The following is a 24049-nucleotide window of genomic DNA, read 5'->3' as shown; positions in this document are numbered from 1 at the left end:
GAGGAGCGAGTTAAGTGCGACGGACAACGCGCTATCCTGTTTCGGGAGAAAATTCATTATGGAATGTATATAAAACAGTGTCTTTTTGGAAGGTAATGAAAAACTTTATTATTATCCAAATTGCGCGTTATACACCATTTTTATCCGTCAAGAATTGGTTGTACCGTACATTTTTACGGATGAAAGTCGGAAAGAAAACATCATTTGCGCTTATGGTAACGCCGGACATTATGTTCCCAGAAAAAATAACTGTGGGAGAAAATTCAATTATCGGCTATAATACAACGCTTTTAGCACATGAATATTTAATTCGCGAATATCGACTTGGAGAGATCATCATAGGAAATGAAGTGATGATTGGAGCAAATACCACTATATTACCAGGTGTGAAAATTGGGGATGGCGCGATTGTTTCAGCTGGCACACTTGTTCATAGAGATGTCCCAAGTGGTGCTTTCGTGGGTGGAAATCCAATGCGTGTTATTTATACGAAAGAAGAAATGGATGCTAGAGAAGGTTGATACTAAAAATGTAACATTTCTCTTCTTTTTTAATGAATTAAAAGGAAATAATTGAGTATAATATACTGTTTTGTTTTTTACGGAATCGTTTATACTTATAGATAGAAGAATGTGTGAACGAAGAAAACAAAAAACTGGAGGATATATGGGGAAAAATCAAGGAATATATAAGGAGAACGGACAAGTTATCTCTTTTAATCAATTAGCGGACTTCTTTTATAAAAAAGGGATGAGGGCTTACAAAGGGCAGAAATTGCAAGATGCAATTAAATACTTTCGAAGAGCGGCACAAAGTGAGAAGGAGCCGTTTATTTTATGCCAATTAGCAACAGTATTATCTGAGGCTGGTGAATATCAAGAGTCGAATCAAATCTTCTTTAAGCTTGTTAGATCTAATCCAGAACTTGAACAATGCTATTATTTTATTGCAAATAATTATGCATATATGGGGCTATTTCAGCAGGCGAAAAAGTATGCGGATCGCTATTTAGAAGTTGCAGAAGAGAAGGAATTTGTAAAAGATACATTAGAATTACTTGAAATTATGGAAGAAGAAGCGATGGGTGAGGAAGAGATTGAGGATGAAGATGATCTAATTGTTATGCAGGAAGAAGCGAATCGTTATATTCGTAACGGACAATTGGAAGAAGCAATTGCTACATTAGAAATTGTTACGAAAGATTATCCGGAATTTTGGTCGGGTCATAATAATTTAGCCATTGCACATTTTCAATCTGGTAATGTAGATAAAGCTCTGAAGTTAACGGAAATGATTTTAGAGAAAAATCCTGGTAATATACATGCGCTTTGTAATACGCTTATTTTCCTATATTCAATTGGAGAGCATAAACAAGTAGAAGCGTTAGCGGAGCAGTTAGTTTCAGTATATCCGATTTCGTTCGAGCATCGTTTGAAACTTGGAACGACACTTGCAACAATTGGCCATTTTGAGCCTGCATATAAATGGTTCAAAGTATTAAAGCGTCAAGGATACGAGGGAGACGTTAGTTTTTATTATTGGTTTGCATATTCTGCTTATATGGTGAAAGATCAGCAAGTAGCTGAAAAAATGTGGCAGCATGTTGTAGAATTGCACCCTGATAAAAAGGGAAAAGAACCGTGGAATGCGCTGAATTTAGCAGATGAAGGACAAAACGTATTATTTGAAGAATTACGAAAATCATTTCAGCAAAGTGCGACGCTAGAGGAACAAATGCTAGCTTTATATTTAATGAATGAATTGTCAACGCCAGAGAAGGTGGGATTCTTCTTTGATGTAACGCAGGCGAAAAATGGTGTTCCAATCGTATCGCAACTTGCAAAGTATTTCTTTTTACTTAATAGCCATAAGAGCATTCCAGCTGATTTACAGCAATTCGAACAGTGCGCGCAAATTGCGGATGCTTTATATAATTATACGAAAAAAGATGATGAATTAATCGAAGAGTGTTTACAATTTTGGTTTTGTACGTTCATACGTTTATATACATCTGGGGCAGTTTTTACAAATGTATACGGCTGGTCAGCTGCGGTTGAATATATTGTGCGCGGCGAACAAGGAAATAAGATGACACAGTCGGAGCTTGGAGATGTATATAATGTATCTGTAGCGACTGTTCGAAAGTATGTGCAGGCTGTTAAGCGTACGCACACATAGGGTAAGCAAATCATTGGGAAAAAAATGATGCTAACAGTATAATGAGGGTAACTTAATTGTGTAGGAATGAATAGGAGTGAATAGTGTGTCAGAAGAAAAAATTTATGATGTCATTATTATTGGTGCAGGACCAGCTGGTATGACAGCTGCAGTATATACATCTCGTGCGAATTTAAGCACATTAATGCTTGAGCGTGGTATCCCAGGTGGCCAAATGGCAAACACAGAGGATGTAGAGAACTACCCAGGTTATGAGTCTATTTTAGGACCAGACTTATCAAATAAAATGTTCGAGCATGCGAAGAAATTTGGTGCTGAATATGCATACGGTGATGTGAAAGCAGTTATCGATGGTAAAGAATACAAAACAATTATTGCTGGTAAAAAAGAATATAAAGCACGTGCAATTATCGTTGCAAGCGGTGCAGAGTATAAAAAAATTGGTGTGCCAGGCGAAACAGAACTTGGCGGCCGTGGTGTATCATATTGTGCAGTATGTGATGGGGCTTTCTTTAAAGGAAAAGAACTTGTAGTTATTGGTGGTGGAGATTCTGCTGTTGAAGAGGGTGTGTTCTTAACACGATTCGCATCAAAGGTAACAATTGTTCACCGTCGTGACACTCTTCGTGCACAGAAAATTTTACAAGATCGCGCTTTCCAAAACGAGAAAGTTGATTTCATTTGGAATCACACTATAAAAGAAATTAACGATGCAAATGGTAAAGTAGGAAGCGTAACACTTGTAGACGTAAACAGTGGAGAAGAGAAAGAAGTCAAAACTGATGGCGTGTTCATATACATCGGTATGTTACCATTATCAAAACCATTTGTTGAACTAGGTATTACAAATGAAAATGGTTACCTTGAAACAAATGAGCGTATGGAAACGAAAGTTCCTGGTATTTTCGCAGCTGGAGATGTTCGTGAAAAAATGCTACGTCAAATTGTAACGGCAACAGGTGATGGTAGTATCGCAGCACAAAGTGCTCAACATTATATAGAAGAATTATTAGAAGAACTAAAAACTGTATCAGAAAAATAAGGGATAATATGCCTTTTGAGAAGAAAGCTACCGATAGGAGCTTTCTTCTTTTTTTATGAAAATGTCAAAGTTTTGTCAAAAAATATTAGGATTATAAGATTTCTTATTGATATACTGGACTTTACGGAAAAATCACTATAAGAAATGAGGAATTTATTCAGTATGGAATGGCGTAATATATATCGTGGATTTTGTATGGGCGTTAGTGATTTAATTCCTGGTGTGAGCGGCGGTACAATCGCTGTTGTGTTAGGGATTTATGAACAATTGCTTGCGGCAATTAGTGGATTCTTTAGTCGTGAATGGAAAAAACATTTAGGGTTTTTAATTCCCCTTGCAGCTGGTGTGGCAGTAGCGTTTTTAACGTTAAGTCACGTTATTAAATATTTACTTGCAAATCATTATGAACCGACTCAATTTTTCTTCCTCGGTTTGATTATTAGTATATTACCGATGTTAATGAGAGAAGCTGATGCAAAGTCTTCGTTTAAAGGTAAGCACATTGTTTTACTAATAGTTGCAGCAATTCTTGTTGCGATCACAGCTTTCTTTAAACCGGATAAGGCAGCAGATCCAATTACGACGTTAACAATTTTAAATGCAATTGGTTTATTTTTCGCAGGATGGATGGCTAGTATGGCTATGTTGCTTCCTGGAATTAGCGGATCATTTATTTTATTAATTATTGGTGTGTATCCGACAGCAATTAATGCTTTAACTACACTCAACTTACCTTTAATCGTAGTTATCGGTGCTGGTGTTATGGTAGGGTTTGTTGTAAGTAGTAAAGGAATTAGTTTCTTGTTAGATCGTTATAAAAGTATGACATTTGCGGTAATTATTGGACTTGTTATCGGCTCAATCGTAATTGTGTTCCCGGGTATTCCAACTGGAGGATTTTCAATTATAAGTTCAATTATTACCTTTATTTTAGGATTTGCGATTGTTACTTATTTCGGTAAGAAATAAGTACTTTAATCCCCTTGGCGATAAAAATCGTTAAGGGGATTTTTCATGCTATTCATTGAAAGTCTAGGCATTTACATTGCTTGTTCTAGAAAGCTTTTTTAAAATTGTTGAGTAGCATGTGCTTAGCGAAAGAGGACTGGCTCCTTCGTTGTAGCAAACTGTTTTTGATAGTATAATGAAATGAGTATGCAGTGAGAAATTTACTGCAAGTAGCTGAGGTGAAGAAACATGCAAAGAGTGACAAACTGTGTGTTAATTAGAGATAATGAAGTACTCTTACTCCAAAAACCTCGCCGAAATTGGTGGGTTGCACCAGGCGGGAAAATGGAGCGTGGTGAGACAGTAAGAGATTCCGTTGTTCGCGAGTATCGTGAAGAAACAGGTATTTATTTAAAGAACCCAGCGTTAAAAGGGGTCTTCACCTTTGTCATCCAAGAAGGTGATAAAGTTGTTTCTGAATGGATGATGTTCTCCTTTTTAGCGACAGATTTTGCAGGAGAAAACAAACTAGAGAGCGAAGAAGGCATCATTGGTTGGCATACATTTGACAAAATTGATGATTTAGCAATGGCACCAGGAGATTATCACATTATTGATTATTTAATTAAAGGAAATGGCATAATCTACGGTACATTTGTATATACCCCAGATTTTGAGTTGCTTTCATATCGATTAGATCCGAGTTAAACCGTCAAGGAGAGGATACGATGACAGAGAATAATGATATAAAAATGGTAATTATTACAGGAATGTCTGGAGCTGGAAAGACAGTAGCTTTACAAAGTTTTGAAGATTTAGGATATTTCTGTGTAGATAATTTACCACCAATGTTATTGCCGAAGTTTATTGAGCTTATGGCAGATTCAAAAGGGAAAATGAATAAAGTGGCACTTGGCGTTGATTTACGTGGCCGAGAGTTTTTCGAACATTTATGGGGAGCACTTGATGATTTATCAGAACGTACATGGATTATTCCTCATATTTTATTCTTAGATGCGAAAGATGGCACGCTTGTAACTCGTTATAAAGAAACGAGACGTTCGCATCCACTTGCACCAACTGGTTTGCCGTTAAAGGGAATCGAGATGGAGCGTGGCTTATTAACTGATATGAAGGCACGAGCGAATATTGTGCTGGATACATCGGATTTAAAACCGAAAGAATTACGTGAAAAAATTGTTCATCTGTTTTCAACTGAAACTGAGCAAGCATTTCGTGTAAATGTTATGTCATTTGGATTTAAGTACGGTATTCCAATTGATGCAGATTTAGTATTTGATGTTCGTTTTTTACCAAATCCATATTACATTCCACATATGAAGCCATTAACAGGACTAGATGAAGAAGTTTCATCGTATGTGCTGAAATTTAATGAGACACATAAGTTTTTAGAGAAATTGACGGATCTTATTACTTTCATGCTGCCTCATTATAAAAGAGAAGGCAAGAGTCAACTTGTAATTGCAATTGGATGTACAGGTGGACAGCATCGTTCTGTTACGCTTACAGAATACCTTGGGAAACATTTGAAACCAGAGTATAGCGTTCATGTATCTCATCGTGATGTGGAGAAGAGAAAGGGCCATTAAGGGATGAAAAAAGAGAGAAAACCTAAAATTGTTATTATGGGAGGCGGTACTGGACTCTCTGTTTTATTACGAGGATTAAAACAATATCCAGTTGATATTACAGCAGTTGTTACAATCGCTGATGATGGTGGCAGTTCAGGTAGATTACGTGATGAGCTCGAAATTCCACCCCCAGGTGACATTCGTAACGTACTTGTTGCGTTATCAGATGTAGAGCCGCTGGTGGAAGCTTTATTTCAGCACCGTTTCACAACGGGAGACGGGCTGAAAGGTCATGCGTTAGGAAATTTATTATTAGCGGGTATGACCTCGATTACAGGAGACTTCTTCCATGCGATTACGGAAACGAGTAAAGTGTTAAATGTCAGAGGACGTGTGTTACCGGCAGCTAACCAAAGTGCGGTACTTCATGCGGAACTAGAAGATGGAGAAATTGTAACAGGTGAATCAAAGATTCCTTATTCCGGGAAGAAGATTAACCGCGTCTTTTTAACTCCAGAAGATGTAGAGCCGTTACATGAAACGTTGGCTGAGATTAAACGAGCTGATTTACTTGTTTTTGGTCCAGGAAGTTTGTATACGAGTATATTACCGAATTTAGTTGTTAACAAAATCGGGGACGCTGTTCTTGCTGCAAAAGCGAAGAAGGTATATGTGTGTAATGTTATGACGCAAGCTGGTGAAACGATGGGATATACTGCGTTTGACCATGTGCAGGCGTTACATGATCATTTAGGTAAACCATTTATCGATACTGCAATTGTAAATAACCGTGATATTCCTTGTGAATTACGTCAGTTATATGAGGAAGAACTGTCGGCACCAGTTGTAGTAGATGAAGAGCGTTTTACAGAGAGTAATATTGATGTCATTCAAGATCAATTAGCGAAGTATGATGATCGTGTTGTAAGGCACGATACATTAAAACTAGCTTCTATTTTATATTCACTATTGTAGGTGTGCGTTGCCTCGTTTGAGGTAACGCTCATCATTTCATATAGGACAAGATTTTTGTTCCAAAGTAATCGTATAAGGAGGTGTTGACTGTGTCATTTGCATCAGAAACAAAGAAAGAGCTAACGAATCTTGAGGTGAAGGAATGCTGTGAGAAAGCAGAATTATCAGCGTTACTTCGAATGAACGGATCGCTTTCTTTTTCAAACCGTCGTCTATCTATCGATATTCAAACGGAGAATGCGGCAATTGCAAGAAGGATTTATACGCTTTTGAAAAAAGGATATGACGTGACGGTAGAATTACTTGTTCGTAAAAAAATGCGATTGAAGAAAAATAATGTATATATTGTGCGGCTTGTTGAGAAGTCTCGCGAAATATTAGCTGATCTTCATATTGTTCGAGACGACTTTTCGTTTATCCGAAATATATCACAAGAATTGATTGAGAAGAAATGTTGTAAACGATCGTATTTACGTGGTGCATTTTTAGCAGGTGGTTCAGTAAATAACCCAGAAACATCATCTTATCATTTAGAGGTCTTTTCGTTATATAAGGAACATAATGATGCTATATGTGAACTGATGAACGGATTTGATTTAAATAGTAAGACGTTGGAAAGAAGAAAAGGGTACATTACGTATTTGAAAGAAGCAGAAAAGATTACGGAGTTTTTAAATATTATAGGCGCTCATAATGCACTTTTAAGATTTGAAGATATTCGAATCGTTCGCGATATGCGTAATTCAGTAAATCGTTTAGTGAACTGCGAAACAGCCAATTTAAATAAAACAATTGGTGCAGCGCTAAGGCAGATTGAAAATATCCGTTATATTGATGAGACGGTTGGTCTTGATATATTACCAGATAAACTGCGAGAAATTGCACAATTACGAAGAGATTATCAAGATGTAACATTGAAAGAGTTAGGCGAGATGGTATCCGGGGGGAAAATTAGTAAATCGGGTATTAATCATCGTTTGCGTAAAATCGATGAGATTGCAGAGAAATTACGCGCGGGGGAAACGGTAGCAAAAAAATAAGAGGTTAAAGGGGAAATGGAGCTGTGGTTCAAAAACGAGTTAAGGTTTCATTAAAAAACGGTTTACAAGCACGTCCGGCTGCGTTGTTTGTACAAGAGGCCAATCGCTTTCATGCGGATATCTTCATAGAGAAAGATGGAAAGACAGTGAATGCAAAGAGCATAATGGGGATTATGAGCTTAGCAATTGGAACTGGTAGCATGATAACAATTACAACAGAAGGTTCAGATGCAGAAGAAGCTGTAGAAGCATTAGCTGCATATGTACAATAAAAAGCTATCGCGCATGTGCGATAGCTTTTTTGTTTTTGATGTTTGTTGGTGGGGGTATGTGGGGTGTGAGTGCTTGTCGAGGATTGTCGGTAAGTCGATAAGTTGTGTCGAAACGTCGATATATTAACATAATCGCCGATATAATTGAAGTTACGGTCGATATATTTGAAAAATCGCTGATATATTTAGGTTAATACTAGCTGGGGTATATTCGTGCGGAGGCCAATACATAAAAAAGCGCCCTGTAATAGGACGCTTCCGCTTTAAATGTATCCAGCTTCAGCGGCTAGAATATCCGGTCGTTTCGCCCCTTCATTCGAGGCAAAAAGCGCCTCGGAATCAGGGGCTCCATCGCCCTGCGATTCTAAACGAGCCGCTTCCGCTTTAAATATCTATTAACGATTTGTAAAGATCTTATCGATTAAGCCGTATTCTAGAGCTCTTTCAGCTGTCATGAAGTTGTCGCGGTCTGTGTCGCGTTGTAGTACTTCAAGTGGTTGACCTGTGCGGTCAGCAAGAATTTGGTTTAGTTTTTCACGTAAGAATAGGATACGTTTTGCAGCGATTTCGATTTCAGTCGCTTGACCTTGTGCTCCGCCAAGTGGTTGGTGAATCATTACTTCACTGTTTGGAAGCGCATAACGTTTTCCTTTTTCACCTGCTGCAAGTAAGAATGCACCCATAGATGCAGCCATACCGATACAGATTGTTGATACTTGTGGTTTAATAAATTGCATTGTATCGTAAATTGCCATACCTGCTGTGATAGAACCACCAGGGCTATTGATGTAGATGTGAATATCTTTTTCTGGATCTTGAGATTCCAAGAATAAAAGCTGGGAAACGATTGAGTTAGCTACGTTGTCATCAATTGCACTACCAAGCATAATGATGCGGTCTTTTAATAGTCGAGAGTAAATATCGTAAGCGCGTTCTCCACGATTTGTTTGTTCAATTACTGTAGGAATTAAATTCATCTGTTATTTCCTCCTTCTAAAGCTTTCTTAGTCTTATAATACAATTATGGTCAATAAAGGTCAAACGAAACCACTTTAAATCAAAAAAATATGTAGTTGTACCATGAATTATTCGCTATATTTTTGAAATTCCCTGCTTATGTATCTTCAACATCATAACCGAATTACATAAATTTAAACGTCATGAAATCTGTAGTAAAAAGAAAAGAACGCCTTTTTACTGAAGCGTTCTTGCGATATCTATTCTTTTAAAAGATAGGTTACTTTATTTAAAATCTTTTCGATGTGTTTCGCGTTTTTACTATACATTTCGCTTGCTGATTTCGACTTTGTTTCTAGGGAAAATAGTTCAAGATCAGCATGACATTTTTTTAAAGATGCTAATAATAAAGGCTTGTTTTGAGGAGAAGGCATTTGTAGTTTGTCATTATAAATGTCGATAGTAAGTTGTCCGTATGAATCCACTTGACCGAGAAAGACATTTTCAATAACAACACCAAGCTTTTCTAGTTCAGAATGTAACCAAGCACGGTTATGTCCGCTAGAGGATAGAGGTTCATCTAAGACATTGCCATCCATAATAACAGTTTGTGGTTCTTTTTCATTCGGTACTTTTAAGCCAACGTCTTTTGCTGTAAGTGGTTGGCGATCTTTCTTCAATAACACATTTAATTCTCCGCTCGGTTCTAGTACGGCAAATTCAACATCAGCTACGCTGAAAGCATTTTTTCCACGGAGTAGTTCCAGTAATTCGTCACTTGTATATTTTTCTTTCTTTAAGTTGTCTTCCAGTATCTTTCCGTCTTTTATTAATACGGTAGATTTTCCTTCAAAAAAATCTCGAGCTGTTTTGTTCTTTAAAGAGAGGATTCCTGTGAAAAAAGGTACCACAGCGAAAATGAGTATCGCAAAGACGCCGTGGAAAAATTTTGAATCGAGCCCCGTAGATACTTGGGCAGCGATGTCACCGATTGTCATTCCGGCTATGTATTCAAAAAAGGAGAGCTGAGAAATTTGTCTTTTCCCTAACCATTTCGTAATAGCGAATAAAATAATTAATATGAATACAGAGCGAAGAATGACAAGTGTCCATTCCGGCAGGTGAGACATAGTCATTTCCTCCAGTCTACTTAAAACCCTTTATATTGAGGTTCTTCACGTTCTAATAATGAAACTCTATTCTGTAAATCAGCGATGATGCTGTCCATTTCTAACATACATTCATGAAATACACGTTTTGATTCCGCGTCCTGTGAATGTAGTGAAAGGGAGCTTAAACTTGCTTGAGCGCCCCTTACACTAGCAAGGCAGGTTTTAACGCTAGCGATAACTGTCATACAAACACCTCTTATCCTTTCGGTTTGAATAGTAATGCACCAATGAATCCGAATATGATAGCAGCAGAAATACCAGCGCTTGTTACTTTAAACATTCCCGTAATGACACCGACGATGCCGTGCTTTGCAGCTTCTTCCATTGCGCCGTGAACGAGGGCGTTACCGAAACTTGTAATCGGTACAGTTGCCCCGGCTCCAGCAAAGTCGATTAATGGTTCATACAAATTGAATCCGTCTAATATAGCACCGGCAACAACGAGTGTTGCCATTGTATGAGCGGGTGTTAGCTTGCCGACATCAAACATAAGTTGGCCAATTACACATATGAGTCCGCCAATGACGAAGGCCCAGAAAAAAATCATTGCGTTGCACCTCCAAATTCAATCGAAACGGCGTGAGCGATACACGGAATCGTTTCTTCTTGTTGGAATGTAAGTGGAGATAGTAAAGCGCCTGTCGCAACGACAAGTATTTTTTTGAACTCTCCTCTTTTCATTCGGTTTAATAAATGACCGTACACGACTGTTGCGGAACATCCCGGTCCGCTAGCACCAGCTATGACAGGTTGCCCTTCTCTATAAATGAGTATGCCGCAATCTTGAAACTGTTCGCTCGTTACTTTCGTGCCGTGTTTATGTAGTAAGTCATAAGCAATTTCGCGACCGACATGTCCAAGGTCACCTGTTACAATTAAGTCGTAATAAGAGGCGTCAATTTGTCGTTCGCGTAAATGGGCTTCAATCGTATCGACAGCCGCTGGGGCCATCGCACCACCCATATTAAAAGGATCTGTTAATCCCATATCAATCACTCGACCGATTGTGGCAGATGTTACTCTAGGACCATGTCCAGTGTCGCTTAAAATAGCCGCCCCCGCCCCGGTTACTGTCCATTGTGCGGTAGGTGGTTTTTGACCGCCGTATTCAGTTGGATATCGGAACTGCTTCTCTACAGCAGCGTTATGACTAGATGCCCCAGTTAATAAATATTTTGCGCCTTTTGCATTTACAATGCTTGCCCCGAGTGCTAATCCTTCCATAGAAGTAGAACAAGCACCAAATAATCCGAGATATGGTGTGCCGAGTGTGCGGCAGGCAAAGCTTGTTGGAGTGATTTGATTAATTAAATCTCCTGCAAGTACGAATTGAATATCGTCTTTACGAAGTTCTGCTTTTTCAGTAGCGCGGCTACAAGCTTCTTCGAACAAAATTTTATGTGCTTTTTCATAGGAATCCTGGCCGAGCCATAAATCTTCATGAAGGATATCGAAGTCTTCTGGAATGTTTCCTTTTGCTTCGAATGGCCCGCCAACGACTCCTGTCGAAATAATAACTGGTTTGTTTTCAAATACCCACGTTCGGTGTCCTTGTAACATTTATAGCCCTCCCCATTGAACAAGAATCGTTTTAATAAGTGCGATGACGAAAGCTGAAAATACACCAAACAAAATAACAGAGCCGGCTAATTTAAACATATTTCCGCCAACGCCGAGTACGAACCCTTCTGTTCGGTGTTCGATACATGCGGCGATAACAGAGTTACCAAATCCAGTAACGGGTACAGCTGTGCCTGCTCCAGCAAACTGCCCAAAGCGGTCATATATACCGAAACCAGTTAGTAACATGGAAATGAAAATGAGAGTTGCGACTGTTGGATTTCCTGCTGAACGCTCAGTGAAATCAAAATATGTGATATAAAACGTAGAAATGAGTTGTCCGATGAAGCAAATAAAACCACCGACGAAAAAGGCTTTAATACAATTTTTCAAGACAGGGCGCTTCGGTTCGCGTTCTTGCTCGAATTTTTTATACTCTTGTTGCACAGGGGTTAAGTTCTTATCTTTACTAGACATTGCGATCCTTCCTTTTCTATTAAAAAGCATTAAGTGTTAGACTCCATTTTTTTCCCAATAAGTTTTAATTGCTTATTGATCTCGTCTTTAGATACTTCTTTTTTCTTAATTTTGCTCTCAAGCTTTTCGAGTAACATAAAGATTTTTTTATCAGTACTTACACGAACATCGAAAGTAGGATGCTCATCACTTAGCTGCTTTTGAAGCTTCTTACGCAAAGCTTTTAGCCCAAACCTTTCGTGATGCTCAGGTGTAACTGCTATGTAGAGATCTAAATTTGAATTCACTGCTGTGCTTTTTATAATTTCATCCATAGCGAGAGCCCTTTTCTTGGCTCCTTGTGATATAGATTGATTAAAGGATTCCGTACTCGTCTTTGTTAGTTTGGGACCTTTTTCTTTCTCCGTTCGTTTTGCTTCTTCTTTCACTTTTTTATCTAAGGGACTATTATCACATCCGGCAAAAGAGCTACATAGAAGGGCAAATAACGCGGTTATGAGGCCGAGTTTTCGCATAATTATCATTCCATTTCTATTGCAATATGTAATGTGATAGAAAAAGGATGACTGCATATCATCCTTTTTCTATTTCACAGCATGACGAATCTGTTATTGCTGTGAGTATTGTGGTTCTTCTTGTTGGACTTCTTCAACGCGTGGGTTTAAAGAATCGATAATCGTTTGCGTTTGTTGCGCAGCTGTTTGGAAAAGTTGCTTTGCTTGTTGGTTATCCGTATCAAGAGCGAATCCCTCTAAGCTAGCTTGTGCACTTTTTAATCCAGAAACAGTTTGCTTTAGTTTTGTAATTACAGTCATTGATTGAAGCCCCCTTTGGAATATCAATTCAAAGATTATAATTTGTGAGTTGGGGTGAATTTATGATTGGGAAATTTAGGGGATAGTGCTTTGTTAATATACTACTAACTAAGGTGCATAAAGGATTACGGGGATATTTTTATTGATTTAGATGGATTTTATTGCTATTATTATGGAAAGAAAATGAAGTGTTTTCTATAATCATGCGCCCATAGCTCAGTCGGATAGAGCGGTGGTTTCCGGTACCACGTCTGCCGGGGGTTCGAATCCCTCTGGGCGCGTTATGTATTGTTGGTGTTACGTGTTGAAAATAAATAGTAAATTTAAAACAACCTCTTGTATGTGATTAGAAATAATCGTGTATAGGGGGTTTTTGTTATGGCCCTACAAGGTACTTCTGTTAATTTTGTAATGAGTTTATACTAAAATTTTTTAAAACTTATAGTATGAGGGGAATGCAGGTGCGTAAAATTAGTGGATATTTAAGGATTTTAAGGGATAACGAACGTAGAACCGTTGCTGTATCTGATTCTGGTGAAATTACAGGCGATGAAATGTTGAAATTCATGTTAAATATGGAAGTGCACTATAAAGAAATTGATAGGGATTGTTTTGGACCTAGTCACTATTTGCCTAGCGGAGACTACCATAAGGATTTAATAGCGATTGTCTTTACGGCTGAAATGATGTTAGAGGACATGGAATTAGAAGGTGAATGGCCTGCTGAAGAAGGGGATGTTATATTTAACGAAGCATAATGAATCTATCTGCATAAAAAGGTCTGCACTTACAAATATAAGTGCAGACCTTTTTTATTAATGCTTGTTATATCTGATAATAAGATTTACTATTAGTATGTGGTAATAATTTTTATTGCGCTATTATTTTCTTTCAATATTATTCAAATTTCGGTTGTAAGTTGTAAATCTCATTAATACATATAAATTAATAATATTTTGGAATGGGTGTCTGTGATAGCATTCTCCTTTTACCAAACTTATTGTACAATAGAAACAAGGGGGAGATTAGTTTGAAGGCAAGTCTTTTACAAGAACAAAGCTTACGTTTGGCAATGACACAAGAGTTAAGGCAAGCGATTACAATGCTCCAGTATAATGTACAAGAATTATCGGAGTTTTTGTATGAGCAATCGTTAGAGAATCCCCTTATTGAGTTAGGTGGTTTTGAGAGGGAGAAGAAAAAGAGCTCTAACACAAGTAAAAGTACCAGCAAACAAGTCGAGAATCAGATGGAAATCTACAGTGTGGATTCAACAACGATTCAGCAACATTTATTAAATCAAATACAGTATTATAAAATAGAAGAAGAAGAGCGAAAAGTAGCTTCTTTCATTATTATGAACATGGATGGAAATGGGTATTTACAAGAAACGAACGAAGAGTTAGCGGATCTCCTTTCCGCACCAATTCATGTAGTCGACCGCTCTGTAGAGCTTGTCCAATCGCTCGAGCCAGCAGGGGTAGGAGCGCGTAATATTCAGGAATGCCTAACTTTGCAATTGAAGCGCTTACAAAGACGGAATGGATTAGCGGAAGAGGTTATAGAGGATCAATTTGCTTATTTCGTGAAGAAAGATTGGCGAAAGCTCGTCCAAGTGTTGAAGTGTAGTAATGAGGAATTGCAATCAGCAGTGAACTGTATTACGTCATTACAGCCGAAACCAGGTCTTGCGTTTTCTTCTGATAAACCACTTTATATTGTGCCTGATATGGCGGTGAAAAAAGATGGTGATCGTCTTGTTTTACAAATGAACGAGAGAAATATGCCGAGAATTGAAATTCATTCTGAGTATAGTGCGCTTCTGAATAATAGTGAAAGTGAAGTAGCATCTTACGTATCAGAAAAGTATCAGCATGTGCAGTGGATTATGCGCAGTTTAAAACAGAGAAAACAAACGCTTCTGCAAGTGATGACTATTATTATGGAAAAACAACGTGATTTCTTCTGGGAAGGTCCAGAATATTTAAAACCGCTTGCTTTAAAAGAGGTAGCGGAAGAGTTAAGTGTGCATGAATCTACAATTAGTCGTGCGACGCGAAATAAATATGTGCAAACACCACACGGTTTATTTGAGATGAAATCGTTCTTTAGTAATGCTGTGTCGACTACTGAAGATGAAGCAGTTTCTACAAAGCGTGTGAAACGATTTATCCAAACGCTTGTGGAGGCAGAGAATAAGAAGAAGCCACTTTCAGATCAAAAGATTTCGAAATTATTAGAAGAAGAGCATGAAATCATTATTTCTCGAAGAACAGTGGCGAAGTATAGAGAACAAATGCACATTCCAGCGTCATCATTACGAAAAACGATCGGATAGGTGAAGAATATGAAAGTTGTACTGTATACAAAAAAAGATTGTGGCCTTTGCGTGCAGGCGAAACAAGTTTTACAGGAAGTACAATGTGAATATTCTTTTCAAATCGAGGAAATAGATATATATGAAGATAATGACCTTTTGGAGAAGTATCATTTAATGATTCCGGTTGTAGAAATAGGCGGGAAACAGGTAGAATATGGTAACATTCACAAAGGTGTCATAATAAACTATATAAAGAATGCAGTTAAGAGTTGAATAAGTTTCTATCTCCTGTTACAATAATACACGTAGCAGGGATTATTTTTTTAACCTATGTGGGACACAAAATGTCACTACGGGACGTAAAGTGACCACGAGGAAAAATGAACCAATGTAGTGAGGAGAAAAGATATGCGCTCATGGATTCAGAACACAAAAAAATTATTACCTGATCTGCTACCTGTTATGCAAACGAGAATGCAAATTCTTCAATACATTAGGCTCATGCAGCCGATTGGAAGAAGAAACTTGTCAGCAAGTCTCGGTATGACAGAACGAGTATTGCGAAGTGAAGTTCAAGTTTTGAAAGAACAAAACTTAGTTCACGTCGCTTCTTCTGGAATGACTTTGACAGAAGAAGGAACAGCTTTAGTTCTTGCTTTGGAAGACTTTATGAAAGAAATTTCCGGGTTAAAGGTTTTAGAAAAGCAACTTAAGGAAACATTAGACTTGGATGAAGTTTTCGTTGTCCCTGGTGATAGTGATGAATCACCTTGGGTCAAACTGGAGATGGGCCGTGCTTGTGTGACTTGTATAAAAGACCGTCTGACAGCGAATAATATCGTTGCTGTGGCTGGAGGATCTACGCTAGCTGCTGCTGCGGACATGATGCAGCTTGATTGCAAAGATTTACATATGCTATTTGTCCCAGCACGTGGTGGAATTGGAGAGGGCGTCGAATTAGAAGCCAATACCATTTGTGCCAAGATGGCGCAAAATACGATGAGTAATTATCGCTTATTGTATGTTCCAGATCACGTTAGTAGCGAAGCATATGCGTCTATTGTGACAGAGCCTTCCGTGAAAGAAGTTCTTGAGTTGATTCGATCTTCCAATATCGTCATTCATGGAATAGGTGATGCGTTAACAATGGCACGTCGCAGAAATACTTCAGAAGCAGATTGGTTAAAGATTCAAGCAAGCGAAGCAGTAGGAGAAGCTTTCGGTTACTACTTTAATGAACAAGGAAATGTTGTTCATAAAGTAAGAACAGTTGGTATGCAACTTGAGGATTTACAACATGTATCTCATGTTGTTGCAGTCGCTGGAGGTTCTTCAAAGGCAAAAGCAATACAGGCTGTAATTAAACAAGGGCACACTTCAATTCTAATTACAGATGAAGGTGCAGCAAAACAGTTAACAAAGGGTATTACCCTTTAATATAATCCCCCAAGGAGGAAATTCAAATGACTAAAATTGGTATTAATGGATTTGGACGTATCGGACGTAACGTATTCCGCGCAGCTCTTAACAACTCTGAGGTAGAAGTAGTAGCAATCAACGACTTAACAGATGCTAAAACATTAGCTCACCTTTTAAAATATGACACAGTTCACGGAACTTTAAATGCAGAAGTATCTGCTAACGAAAACAGCATCGTTGTTAACGGTAAAGAAATTAAAGTTATCGCTGAGCGTGACCCAGCTCAATTACCATGGAGCGACTACGGAGTAGAAGTAGTAGTAGAATCTACTGGCCGTTTCACTAAAAAATCAGACGCTGAAAAACACTTAGGTGGATCAGTTAAGAAAGTTATCATCTCAGCTCCAGCTTCTGACGAAGATATCACTGTAGTTATGGGTGTTAACCACGAACAATACGATGCAGCTAACCACAACGTAGTATCTAACGCTTCTTGTACTACAAACTGTCTAGCTCCATTCGCTAAAGTATTAAACGAAAAATTCGGCGTAAAACGCGGAATGATGACAACAATTCACTCTTACACTAACGACCAACAAATCTTAGACTTACCACACAAAGATTTACGTCGTGCTCGTGCAGCAGCTGAAAACATGATCCCAACATCTACTGGTGCAGCTAAAGCTGTAGCATTAGTATTACCAGAACTTAAAGGTAAATTAAACGGTGGCGCTGTACGTGTTCCAACTGCTAACGTTTCTCTTGTTGACTTAGTTGTTGAACTTGACAAAGAAGTAACAGTTGAAGATGTAAACGCAGCATTCAAAGCAGCAGCTGAAGGCGAATTAAAAGGTATCCTTGGATACAGCGAAGAGCCATTAGTATCTATCGACTATAACGGATGTACAGCTTCTTCTACAATCGATGCATTATCTACAATGGTAATGGAAGGTAACATGGTTAAAGTACTTTCTTGGTACGATAACGAAACTGGTTACTCTAACCGCGTAGTAGACCTAGCAGCATACATGACTTCTAAAGGTCTTTAATTCTTAATTATATAAGTAATCAATGACAAAACGAGGGAGAGGGTTTGTTCCCTCTCTCTCTTCTTTCGTTTTAAAAGCAAATGTGTTAAGCTTTTGAGTGGGTTTTGTCAATCCTAACTAGTAGTCGGAGGGAAATCCAATGAACAAAAAATCAATTCGTGACGTAGATTTAAAAGGTAAGCGTGTATTTTGCCGCGTTGATTTCAACGTACCTATGAAAGAAGGCAAAATTACAGATGAAACTCGTATCCGTGCAGCTCTTCCTACAATTCAATATTTAGTAGAGCAAGGTGCGAAAGTTATTTTAGCAAGTCACTTAGGCCGTCCAAAAGGTCAAGCAGTAGAAGAATTACGTCTTACTCCAGTAGCAGCACGTTTAGGCGAGCTTCTTGGTAAAGATGTTAAAAAAGCAGACGAAGCATTCGGACCAGTTGCACAAGAAATGGTTGCAGCAATGAACGAAGGTGACGTATTAGTTCTTGAAAACGTACGTTTCTATGCGGGCGAAGAAAAGAACGATGCAGAACTTGCGAAAGAATTTGCAGCTCTTGCTGATATCTTCGTAAACGATGCATTCGGTGCAGCTCACCGTGCTCACGCTTCTACAGCAGGAATCGCAGACTACCTACCAGCAGTATCTGGTTTATTAATGGAAAAAGAGTTAGATGTACTTGGAAAAGCACTTTCTAACCCAGAACGTCCATTCACAGCTATCATCGGTGGTGCGAAAGTAAAAGATAAAATCGGTGTAATTCGTCATCTATTAGACAAAGTAGATAACTTAATCATCGGTGGCGGACTTGCTTACACATTCGTTAAAGCTTTAGGTCATGAAATTGGTCTATCTCTATGTGAAAACGACAAAATTGAACTAGCTAAAGAATTTATGCAACTTGCAAAAGAAAAAGGCGTAAACTTCTACATGCCAGTTGATGTTGTAATCACAGAGGAATTCTCTGAAACTGCAACAACTCAAATCGTAAGTATCGACTCTATCCCTTCTACATGGGAAGGCGTGGACATCGGTCCTAAAACACGTGAAATTTATGCAGATGTAATTAAAAATTCTAAGCTTGTTGTATGGAATGGACCAATGGGTGTATTCGAAATGACTCCATTCGCAGAAGGTACAAAAGCAGTAGGACAAGCATTAGCAGATGCAGAAGATACATACTCTGTTATCGGCGGTGGTGACTCTGCAGCAGCTGTTGAAAAATTCGGTATGGCTGATAAAATGAGCCACATTTCTACTGGCGGCGGTGCGTCATTAGAATTCATGGAAGGCAAAGAGCTTCCAGGTGTAGTTTGTCTTAACGACAAATAAGTAGCAGCCAAAGAAAAAGGACGGTGCAAAGCATGCGTAAACCAATTATCGCAGGTAACTGGAAAATGAATAAAACTCTATCTGAAGCAGTTAGCTTCGTAGAGGAAGTTAAAGGTCAAATCCCAGCAGCTTCAGCTGTTGATGCAGTAGTTTGCTCTCCAGCTCTATTCTTAGAGCGCCTTGTAGCAGCAACTGAAGGAACTGACTTACAAGTAGGTGCACAAAACATGCACTTCGAAAAAAATGGTGCATTCACTGGCGAAATTAGCCCAGTAGCACTTAGCGACTTAAAAGTAGGCTACGTAGTACTTGGCCACTCTGAGCGTCGTGAAATGTTTGCTGAAACAGACGAGTCAGTAAACAAAAAGACTCTTGCAGCATTTGAACATGGTTTAACACCAATCGTATGTTGTGGTGAGACTTTAGAAGAGCGCGAAAGCGGAAAAACATTTGATCTAGTAGCAGGTCAAGTGACAAAAGCACTTGCAGGTTTAACAGAAGAGCAAGTTAAAGCAACTGTTATCGCTTATGAGCCAATCTGGGCTATCGGTACAGGTAAATCTTCTTCTTCTGCAGATGCAAACGAAGTATGTGCGCATATCCGTAAAGTTGTTGCAGAAGCTGTTTCTCCAGAAGCTGCAGAAGCTGTTCGTATTCAATACGGCGGTAGCGTAAAACCAGAAAATATTAAAGAGTATATGGCACAATCTGACATCGACGGCGCTTTAGTTGGCGGTGCTAGCTTAGAGCCTGCTTCGTTCTTAGGTCTTCTGGGGGCGGTAAAATGAGAAAGCCAACAGCTTTAATCATTCTTGATGGTTTCGGACTACGTGAAGAAACTCATGGGAATGCTGTAGCACAAGCTAAGAAACCTAATTTTGATGGTTACTGGAACAAATTCCCTCACACAACGCTTACAGCTTGTGGTGAGGAAGTAGGTCTTCCAGAAGGTCAAATGGGTAACTCTGAGGTTGGTCACTTAAATATCGGTGCTGGTCGCATCGTATATCAAAGCTTAACACGCGTAAACGTTGCGATTCGTGAAGGTGAGTTCGATCAGAACGAAACTTTCCAAAATGCAATTAAAAGCGTAAAAGAAAAAGGTACTGCTCTTCATTTATTCGGTTTACTTTCTGATGGTGGTGTGCACAGTCACATGAACCATATGTTTGCTCTTCTTCGCTTAGCAGCAAAAGAAGGCGTGGAGAAAGTTTATATCCATGCATTCTTAGACGGCCGCGATGTTGGACCACAAACAGCAAAAGGTTATATCGATGCAACGAATGCAGTAATTAAAGAAACAGGAGTAGGACAATTCGCGACTATCTCTGGTCGTTATTACTCTATGGACCGTGACAAGCGTTGGGATCGCGTTGAAAAATGTTACAGTGCTATGGTGAATGGTGAAGGCCCTACTTATAAATCAGCAGAAGAGTGTGTAGAAGACTCTTATGCGAACGGTATCTATGATGAATTCGTATTGCCGTCTGTAATTGTTAACGAAGATAACACGCCAGTTGCAACAATCAATGATGATGATGCAGTTATCTTCTATAACTTCCGTCCAGACCGTGCAATTCAAATTGCTCGTGTATTTACAAACGAAGACTTCCGTGAGTTCGATCGTGGTGAAAAAGTACCTCACATTCCTGAATTCGTTTGTATGACACATTTCAGTGAAACTGTAGATGGTTACGTGGCATTCAAGCCAATGAACCTTGATAACACATTAGGTGAAGTTGTTGCGCAAGCGGGATTAAAGCAACTTCGCATCGCGGAAACTGAAAAGTATCCGCACGTTACATTCTTCTTTAGCGGTGGTCGTGAGGCTGAATTCCCAGGAGAAGAGCGTATTTTAATTAACTCACCGAAGGTTGCAACGTATGACTTGAAACCTGAAATGAGCATTTACGAAGTAACGGACGCTTTAGTAAATGAAATCGAAAATGATAAACATGATGTTATCATTCTTAACTTTGCAAACTGTGATATGGTTGGCCATTCTGGGATGATGGAACCAACAATTAAAGCAGTAGAAGCAACTGACGAATGTTTAGGAAAAGTTGTAGAAGCGATTCTTGCAAAAGATGGTGTAGCACTTATTACTGCTGACCATGGTAATGCTGATCAGGAGTTAACTGCTGATGGTGGACCAATGACAGCTCATACAACTAACCCGGTTCCTTTCATCGTTACAAAAAATGATGTAGAGCTTCGTGAAGGTGGTATTTTAGGAGATATCGCTCCAACAATGCTTACGCTTTTAAATGTGGAACAACCGAAAGAAATGACAGGTAAAACAATTATTAAATAATTTGCTTATATAAAAAGGAGAGAATTTATTATGTCAACAATTATTGATGTTTATGCTCGCGAAGTCCTTGACTCTCGTGGTAACCCAACTGTAGAAGTAGAAGTTTACACAGAAAGCGGCGCTTTCGGACGCGCTATCGTACCAAGTGGTGCATCTACTGGTGAGCACGAAGCAGTAGAATTACGTGACGGTGACAAATCTCGTTACCTTGGTAAAGGTGTTCTAAATGCAGTAAACAACGTTAACGAAGCAATCGCTCCAGAAATCGTTGGTTTCGACGTAACTGACCAAGCTGGTATCGACCGTGCTATGATCGAATTAGATGGCACTCCAAACAAAGGTAAATTAGGCGCTAACGCTATCCTTGGTGTATCTATGGCAGTAGCTCACGCAGCAGCTGACTTCGTAGGTCTTCCATTATACCGTTACCTTGGTGGATTCAATGCAAAACAATTACCAACTCCAATGATGAACATCATCAACGGTGGTTCTCACGCTGATAACAACGTAGACTTCCAAGAGTTCATGATCTTACCAGTTGGCGCTCCAACATTCAAAGAATCAATCCGTATGGGTGCTGAAGTATTCCATGCACTTAAAGCTGTATTACATGACAAAGGTCTTAACACTGCAGTAGGTGACGAAGGTGGATTCGCTCCAAACCTTGGTTCTAACCGTGAAGCATTAGAAGTAATCATCGAAGCTATCGAAAAAGCTGGTTACAAAGCTGGCGAGAACGTATTCTTAGGAATGGACGTTGCTTCTTCTGAGTTCTACAACAAAGAAACTGGTAAATATGACCTTGCAGGCGAAGGCCGTACTGGCTTAACTTCTGCAGAAATGGTCGATTTCTACGAAGAGCTTTGCAAAGACTTCCCAATCATCTCTATCGAAGATGGTTTAGACGAAAACGACTGGGATGGTCACAAATTATTAACTGAGCGTATCGGTGATAAAGTACAATTAGTTGGTGACGACTTATTCGTAACTAACACTCAAAAACTTGCTGAAGGTATCGAAAAAGGTATCTCTAACTCAATCTTAATTAAAGTTAACCAAATCGGTACTTTAACTGAGACTTTCGAAGCTATCGAAATGGCTAAACGTGCTGGTTACACAGCAGTTGTATCTCACCGTTCTGGTGAAACTGAAGATGCTACAATCGCTGACATCGCAGTTGCAACTAACGCTGGCCAAATCAAAACTGGTTCTATGAGCCGTACTGACCGTATTGCTAAGTACAACCAATTATTACGCATCGAAGACGAACTAGGCGAAATCGCTGTTTACGATGGTATCAAATCTTTCTACAACATCAAACGATAATTGTAGAAAATAACGACAGACCGTGAGAAATCACGGTCTGTTTTTTTATGCTTAAAATTGCTCACCCGTCATAAGTGACATGAAATGTTTAAAGAAGCGGTTATAATTAAAATCAATTGCGATTTGATGACTCGGCCAATCAATAAATGGCTTAGATTCTCTTAAAGAACGAAATTCCCCTATGCTTGCTCCTTGTGCATAAGATTCTGTCATGACAACGATAGGTGAATTGTGATACGTAAACATAGAGTTATCAAGTAAAGCGAGTATTGGCATTGTGTCATGGAAGGGGCTCCCCTTTAAATGCGGTAAGGCGTCTTTATAATATCCGTAGTAATAATGATCGAATAACGGTTTGACGAGTGGGGCTTTTCCTTTTACTTCAATGTATTCAGCCATTTCTGGTGTAATGATGGAATACTGAGTGACGTTTAATGGATAGATGTACATGTTAGGTGAGGATTGAAGGACTATATTAGCGGCAGTAGGATCGCCATAAAAGTTCGCTTCTGAAATAGGGGTCACATTACCAGGATGTAAAAAGGCACCACCCATTATGTAGTAAGATTTAATTTGCTTCATGAGCTGTTTACATAAGATGAATAAAATTGCTAGGGAGGTAAGTCTGCCTAAACTAACAATGATTAATTCATCTTTATACTGTTCAATAAGAGGAATGACTTCGAAAAAATTCTCCATTTCTCCGTTAGACACATGTCCCTTTGGAATAATTGGCCCGAGCCCTTGTTTCCCGTGTACTTCCGTAAAGAAAGCAGGAGGGGCGCCAGTAAGTGGGCGTTCTGATCCACCAAATATCTTGATATTTCTATCCTTTGCTTTGTTCTTAAGAAAATGAGCGTTTTGTACGGCCATTTCTTTTGGAACATTGCCGTAATCAGCAACAATGCCGACGATTTCTATTTCATCGATAAAGAATGCTAAGAGGAGAGCCATCGTATCATCAATCCCAGGATCACAAAAAATAAGAACTTTTTTGGGCATATGTTCACCACCTATCTTATTTATATATATGTAAGCTTAAGGATAAAAAGATTATTTTATTGAAATAACAACGTTACAAATTCAGAAAATAAAAACTTTTTATATTAGGTCAAGGTTTTTGACTTAATTATCGATTGGAAATGCAGTCATATCAAGGGTGTAAGCGTATAACATAGGCTGTTTTTGCTGTCAAGTTGATAAATTGCAGCTTTTTACAATTTATACTATGATAAAGATATTAAGAGAAGATCGTATAAACATGAGGGA

At 38.8% G+C, this 24049-nt stretch carries 27 protein-coding genes and 1 tRNA gene; 19 read left to right on the top strand and 9 right to left on the bottom strand.

Going from position 1 to position 24049, the window contains the following annotated elements; translation table 11 throughout:
* The first annotated feature begins 14 nt into the window (after positions 1–14).
* The 9 genes from J0835_RS25320 (at position 15) to J0835_RS25280 (ending at position 8047) form a co-directional block, all read left to right on the top strand.
* Complete coding sequence (locus J0835_RS25320) at positions 15–521, top strand: acyltransferase (RefSeq protein ID WP_087983073.1); 507 nt, start codon at positions 15–17, stop codon at positions 519–521.
* A gap of 145 nt (positions 522–666) precedes the next feature.
* Positions 667–2178, top strand: coding sequence for a tetratricopeptide repeat protein (locus tag J0835_RS25315; protein WP_087983071.1), 1512 nt, complete (start codon positions 667–669; stop codon positions 2176–2178).
* 85 nt (positions 2179–2263) lie between these two features.
* Positions 2264–3220 (top strand): thioredoxin-disulfide reductase, encoded by a 957-nt coding sequence (gene trxB, locus J0835_RS25310; protein ID WP_140386939.1) that lies wholly within the window; start codon positions 2264–2266, stop codon positions 3218–3220.
* Between the two features lie 162 nt (positions 3221–3382).
* Complete coding sequence (locus J0835_RS25305; protein ID WP_087983067.1) at positions 3383–4189, top strand: DUF368 domain-containing protein; 807 nt, start codon at positions 3383–3385, stop codon at positions 4187–4189.
* Positions 4190–4417: 228 nt separating this feature from the next.
* The gene (locus tag J0835_RS25300) at positions 4418–4876 is read left to right on the top strand and encodes an NUDIX hydrolase (RefSeq protein ID WP_001190080.1); all 459 of its coding nucleotides are present in this window, start codon (positions 4418–4420) and stop codon (positions 4874–4876) included.
* Positions 4877–4896: 20 nt separating this feature from the next.
* On the top strand, positions 4897–5778 hold the full coding sequence (gene rapZ, locus J0835_RS25295) for an RNase adapter RapZ (protein WP_000138461.1): 882 nt from the start codon (positions 4897–4899) through the stop codon (positions 5776–5778).
* A 3-nt stretch (positions 5779–5781) separates the two neighbouring features.
* Complete coding sequence (locus tag J0835_RS25290; protein WP_000712181.1) at positions 5782–6735, top strand: gluconeogenesis factor YvcK family protein; 954 nt, start codon at positions 5782–5784, stop codon at positions 6733–6735.
* Positions 6736–6824: 89 nt separating this feature from the next.
* Positions 6825–7775: a DNA-binding protein WhiA gene (gene whiA / locus J0835_RS25285; protein ID WP_000006568.1), complete on the top strand. Its 951-nt coding sequence runs from the start codon at positions 6825–6827 to the stop codon at positions 7773–7775.
* A 23-nt stretch (positions 7776–7798) separates the two neighbouring features.
* Positions 7799–8047, top strand: a complete 249-nt coding sequence (locus tag J0835_RS25280) for an HPr family phosphocarrier protein (RefSeq protein WP_087983065.1) — start codon at positions 7799–7801, stop codon at positions 8045–8047.
* A 395-nt stretch (positions 8048–8442) separates the two neighbouring features.
* Here J0835_RS25280 and clpP read toward each other — a convergent pair whose 3' ends face one another.
* From clpP to J0835_RS25240, 8 genes are all read right to left on the bottom strand, one after another.
* Complete coding sequence (clpP, locus tag J0835_RS25275; RefSeq protein ID WP_001049163.1) at positions 8443–9024, bottom strand: ATP-dependent Clp endopeptidase proteolytic subunit ClpP; 582 nt, start codon at positions 9022–9024, stop codon at positions 8443–8445.
* Positions 9025–9264: 240 nt separating this feature from the next.
* Complete coding sequence (locus J0835_RS25270; RefSeq protein ID WP_046955590.1) at positions 9265–10134, bottom strand: DUF421 domain-containing protein; 870 nt, start codon at positions 10132–10134, stop codon at positions 9265–9267.
* Positions 10135–10154: 20 nt separating this feature from the next.
* Complete coding sequence (locus J0835_RS25265) at positions 10155–10361, bottom strand: DUF1657 domain-containing protein (RefSeq protein WP_000215899.1); 207 nt, start codon at positions 10359–10361, stop codon at positions 10155–10157.
* Between the two features lie 11 nt (positions 10362–10372).
* A complete protein-coding gene (gene spoVAE, locus J0835_RS25260; protein WP_000575918.1) occupies positions 10373–10723 on the bottom strand; it encodes a stage V sporulation protein AE in 351 nt (116 codons plus the stop codon).
* A complete protein-coding gene (gene spoVAD / locus J0835_RS25255) occupies positions 10720–11736 on the bottom strand; it encodes a stage V sporulation protein AD (protein ID WP_087983063.1) in 1017 nt (338 codons plus the stop codon). Before spoVAD ends, spoVAE begins: the two co-directional genes overlap by 4 nt.
* Complete coding sequence (spoVAC, locus tag J0835_RS25250) at positions 11737–12213, bottom strand: stage V sporulation protein AC (protein ID WP_000095399.1); 477 nt, start codon at positions 12211–12213, stop codon at positions 11737–11739.
* Positions 12214–12242: 29 nt separating this feature from the next.
* Positions 12243–12728 carry a YhcN/YlaJ family sporulation lipoprotein gene (locus tag J0835_RS25245; protein WP_048563460.1) on the bottom strand — a complete coding sequence of 162 codons (486 nt, stop codon included), beginning with the start codon at positions 12726–12728 and terminating at the stop codon, positions 12243–12245.
* A 93-nt stretch (positions 12729–12821) separates the two neighbouring features.
* On the bottom strand, positions 12822–13028 hold the full coding sequence (locus J0835_RS25240) for a DUF1657 domain-containing protein (RefSeq protein WP_000216166.1): 207 nt from the start codon (positions 13026–13028) through the stop codon (positions 12822–12824).
* Positions 13029–13233: 205 nt separating this feature from the next.
* Between J0835_RS25240 and J0835_RS25235 the strand changes: the two genes are divergently transcribed.
* From J0835_RS25235 to eno, 10 genes are all read left to right on the top strand, one after another.
* Positions 13234–13309 (top strand) — tRNA-Arg (locus tag J0835_RS25235).
* Positions 13310–13489: 180 nt separating this feature from the next.
* Positions 13490–13786, top strand: coding sequence for a hypothetical protein (locus tag J0835_RS25230; protein WP_087983061.1), 297 nt, complete (start codon positions 13490–13492; stop codon positions 13784–13786).
* Positions 13787–14058: 272 nt separating this feature from the next.
* Positions 14059–15366: an RNA polymerase factor sigma-54 gene (rpoN, locus tag J0835_RS25225; RefSeq protein WP_087983059.1), complete on the top strand. Its 1308-nt coding sequence runs from the start codon at positions 14059–14061 to the stop codon at positions 15364–15366.
* A 9-nt stretch (positions 15367–15375) separates the two neighbouring features.
* Positions 15376–15621 (top strand): glutaredoxin family protein, encoded by a 246-nt coding sequence (locus J0835_RS25220; RefSeq protein WP_087983057.1) that lies wholly within the window; start codon positions 15376–15378, stop codon positions 15619–15621.
* A 135-nt stretch (positions 15622–15756) separates the two neighbouring features.
* Complete coding sequence (gene cggR, locus J0835_RS25215) at positions 15757–16785, top strand: gapA transcriptional regulator CggR (RefSeq protein WP_087983055.1); 1029 nt, start codon at positions 15757–15759, stop codon at positions 16783–16785.
* Between the two features lie 26 nt (positions 16786–16811).
* Complete coding sequence (gap, locus tag J0835_RS25210; RefSeq protein WP_000161234.1) at positions 16812–17816, top strand: type I glyceraldehyde-3-phosphate dehydrogenase; 1005 nt, start codon at positions 16812–16814, stop codon at positions 17814–17816.
* 139 nt (positions 17817–17955) lie between these two features.
* Positions 17956–19140, top strand: coding sequence for a phosphoglycerate kinase (locus tag J0835_RS25205; protein ID WP_087983053.1), 1185 nt, complete (start codon positions 17956–17958; stop codon positions 19138–19140).
* Between the two features lie 32 nt (positions 19141–19172).
* Positions 19173–19928 carry a triose-phosphate isomerase gene (gene tpiA / locus J0835_RS25200; protein WP_001231042.1) on the top strand — a complete coding sequence of 252 codons (756 nt, stop codon included), beginning with the start codon at positions 19173–19175 and terminating at the stop codon, positions 19926–19928.
* On the top strand, positions 19925–21454 hold the full coding sequence (gene gpmI, locus J0835_RS25195; RefSeq protein WP_087983051.1) for a 2,3-bisphosphoglycerate-independent phosphoglycerate mutase: 1530 nt from the start codon (positions 19925–19927) through the stop codon (positions 21452–21454). The genes tpiA and gpmI overlap by 4 nt, the downstream gene beginning before the upstream one ends.
* Positions 21455–21484: 30 nt before the next feature.
* A complete protein-coding gene (gene eno / locus J0835_RS25190) occupies positions 21485–22780 on the top strand; it encodes a phosphopyruvate hydratase (protein WP_000103948.1) in 1296 nt (431 codons plus the stop codon).
* A 51-nt stretch (positions 22781–22831) separates the two neighbouring features.
* Here the strand turns inward: eno and J0835_RS25185 are convergent, their stop codons facing one another.
* The gene (locus tag J0835_RS25185) at positions 22832–23782 is read right to left on the bottom strand and encodes a nucleoside hydrolase (RefSeq protein ID WP_087983049.1); all 951 of its coding nucleotides are present in this window, start codon (positions 23780–23782) and stop codon (positions 22832–22834) included.
* Between the last annotated feature and the right edge of the window lie 267 nt (positions 23783–24049).

It is taken from the genome of Bacillus cereus group sp. Sample62 (assembly GCF_036851315.1).
GTDB classification, from domain to species: Bacteria; Bacillota; Bacilli; order Bacillales; family Bacillaceae_G; genus Bacillus_A; species Bacillus_A wiedmannii.
This window is presented reverse-complemented; position numbering and strand designations above follow the sequence as displayed.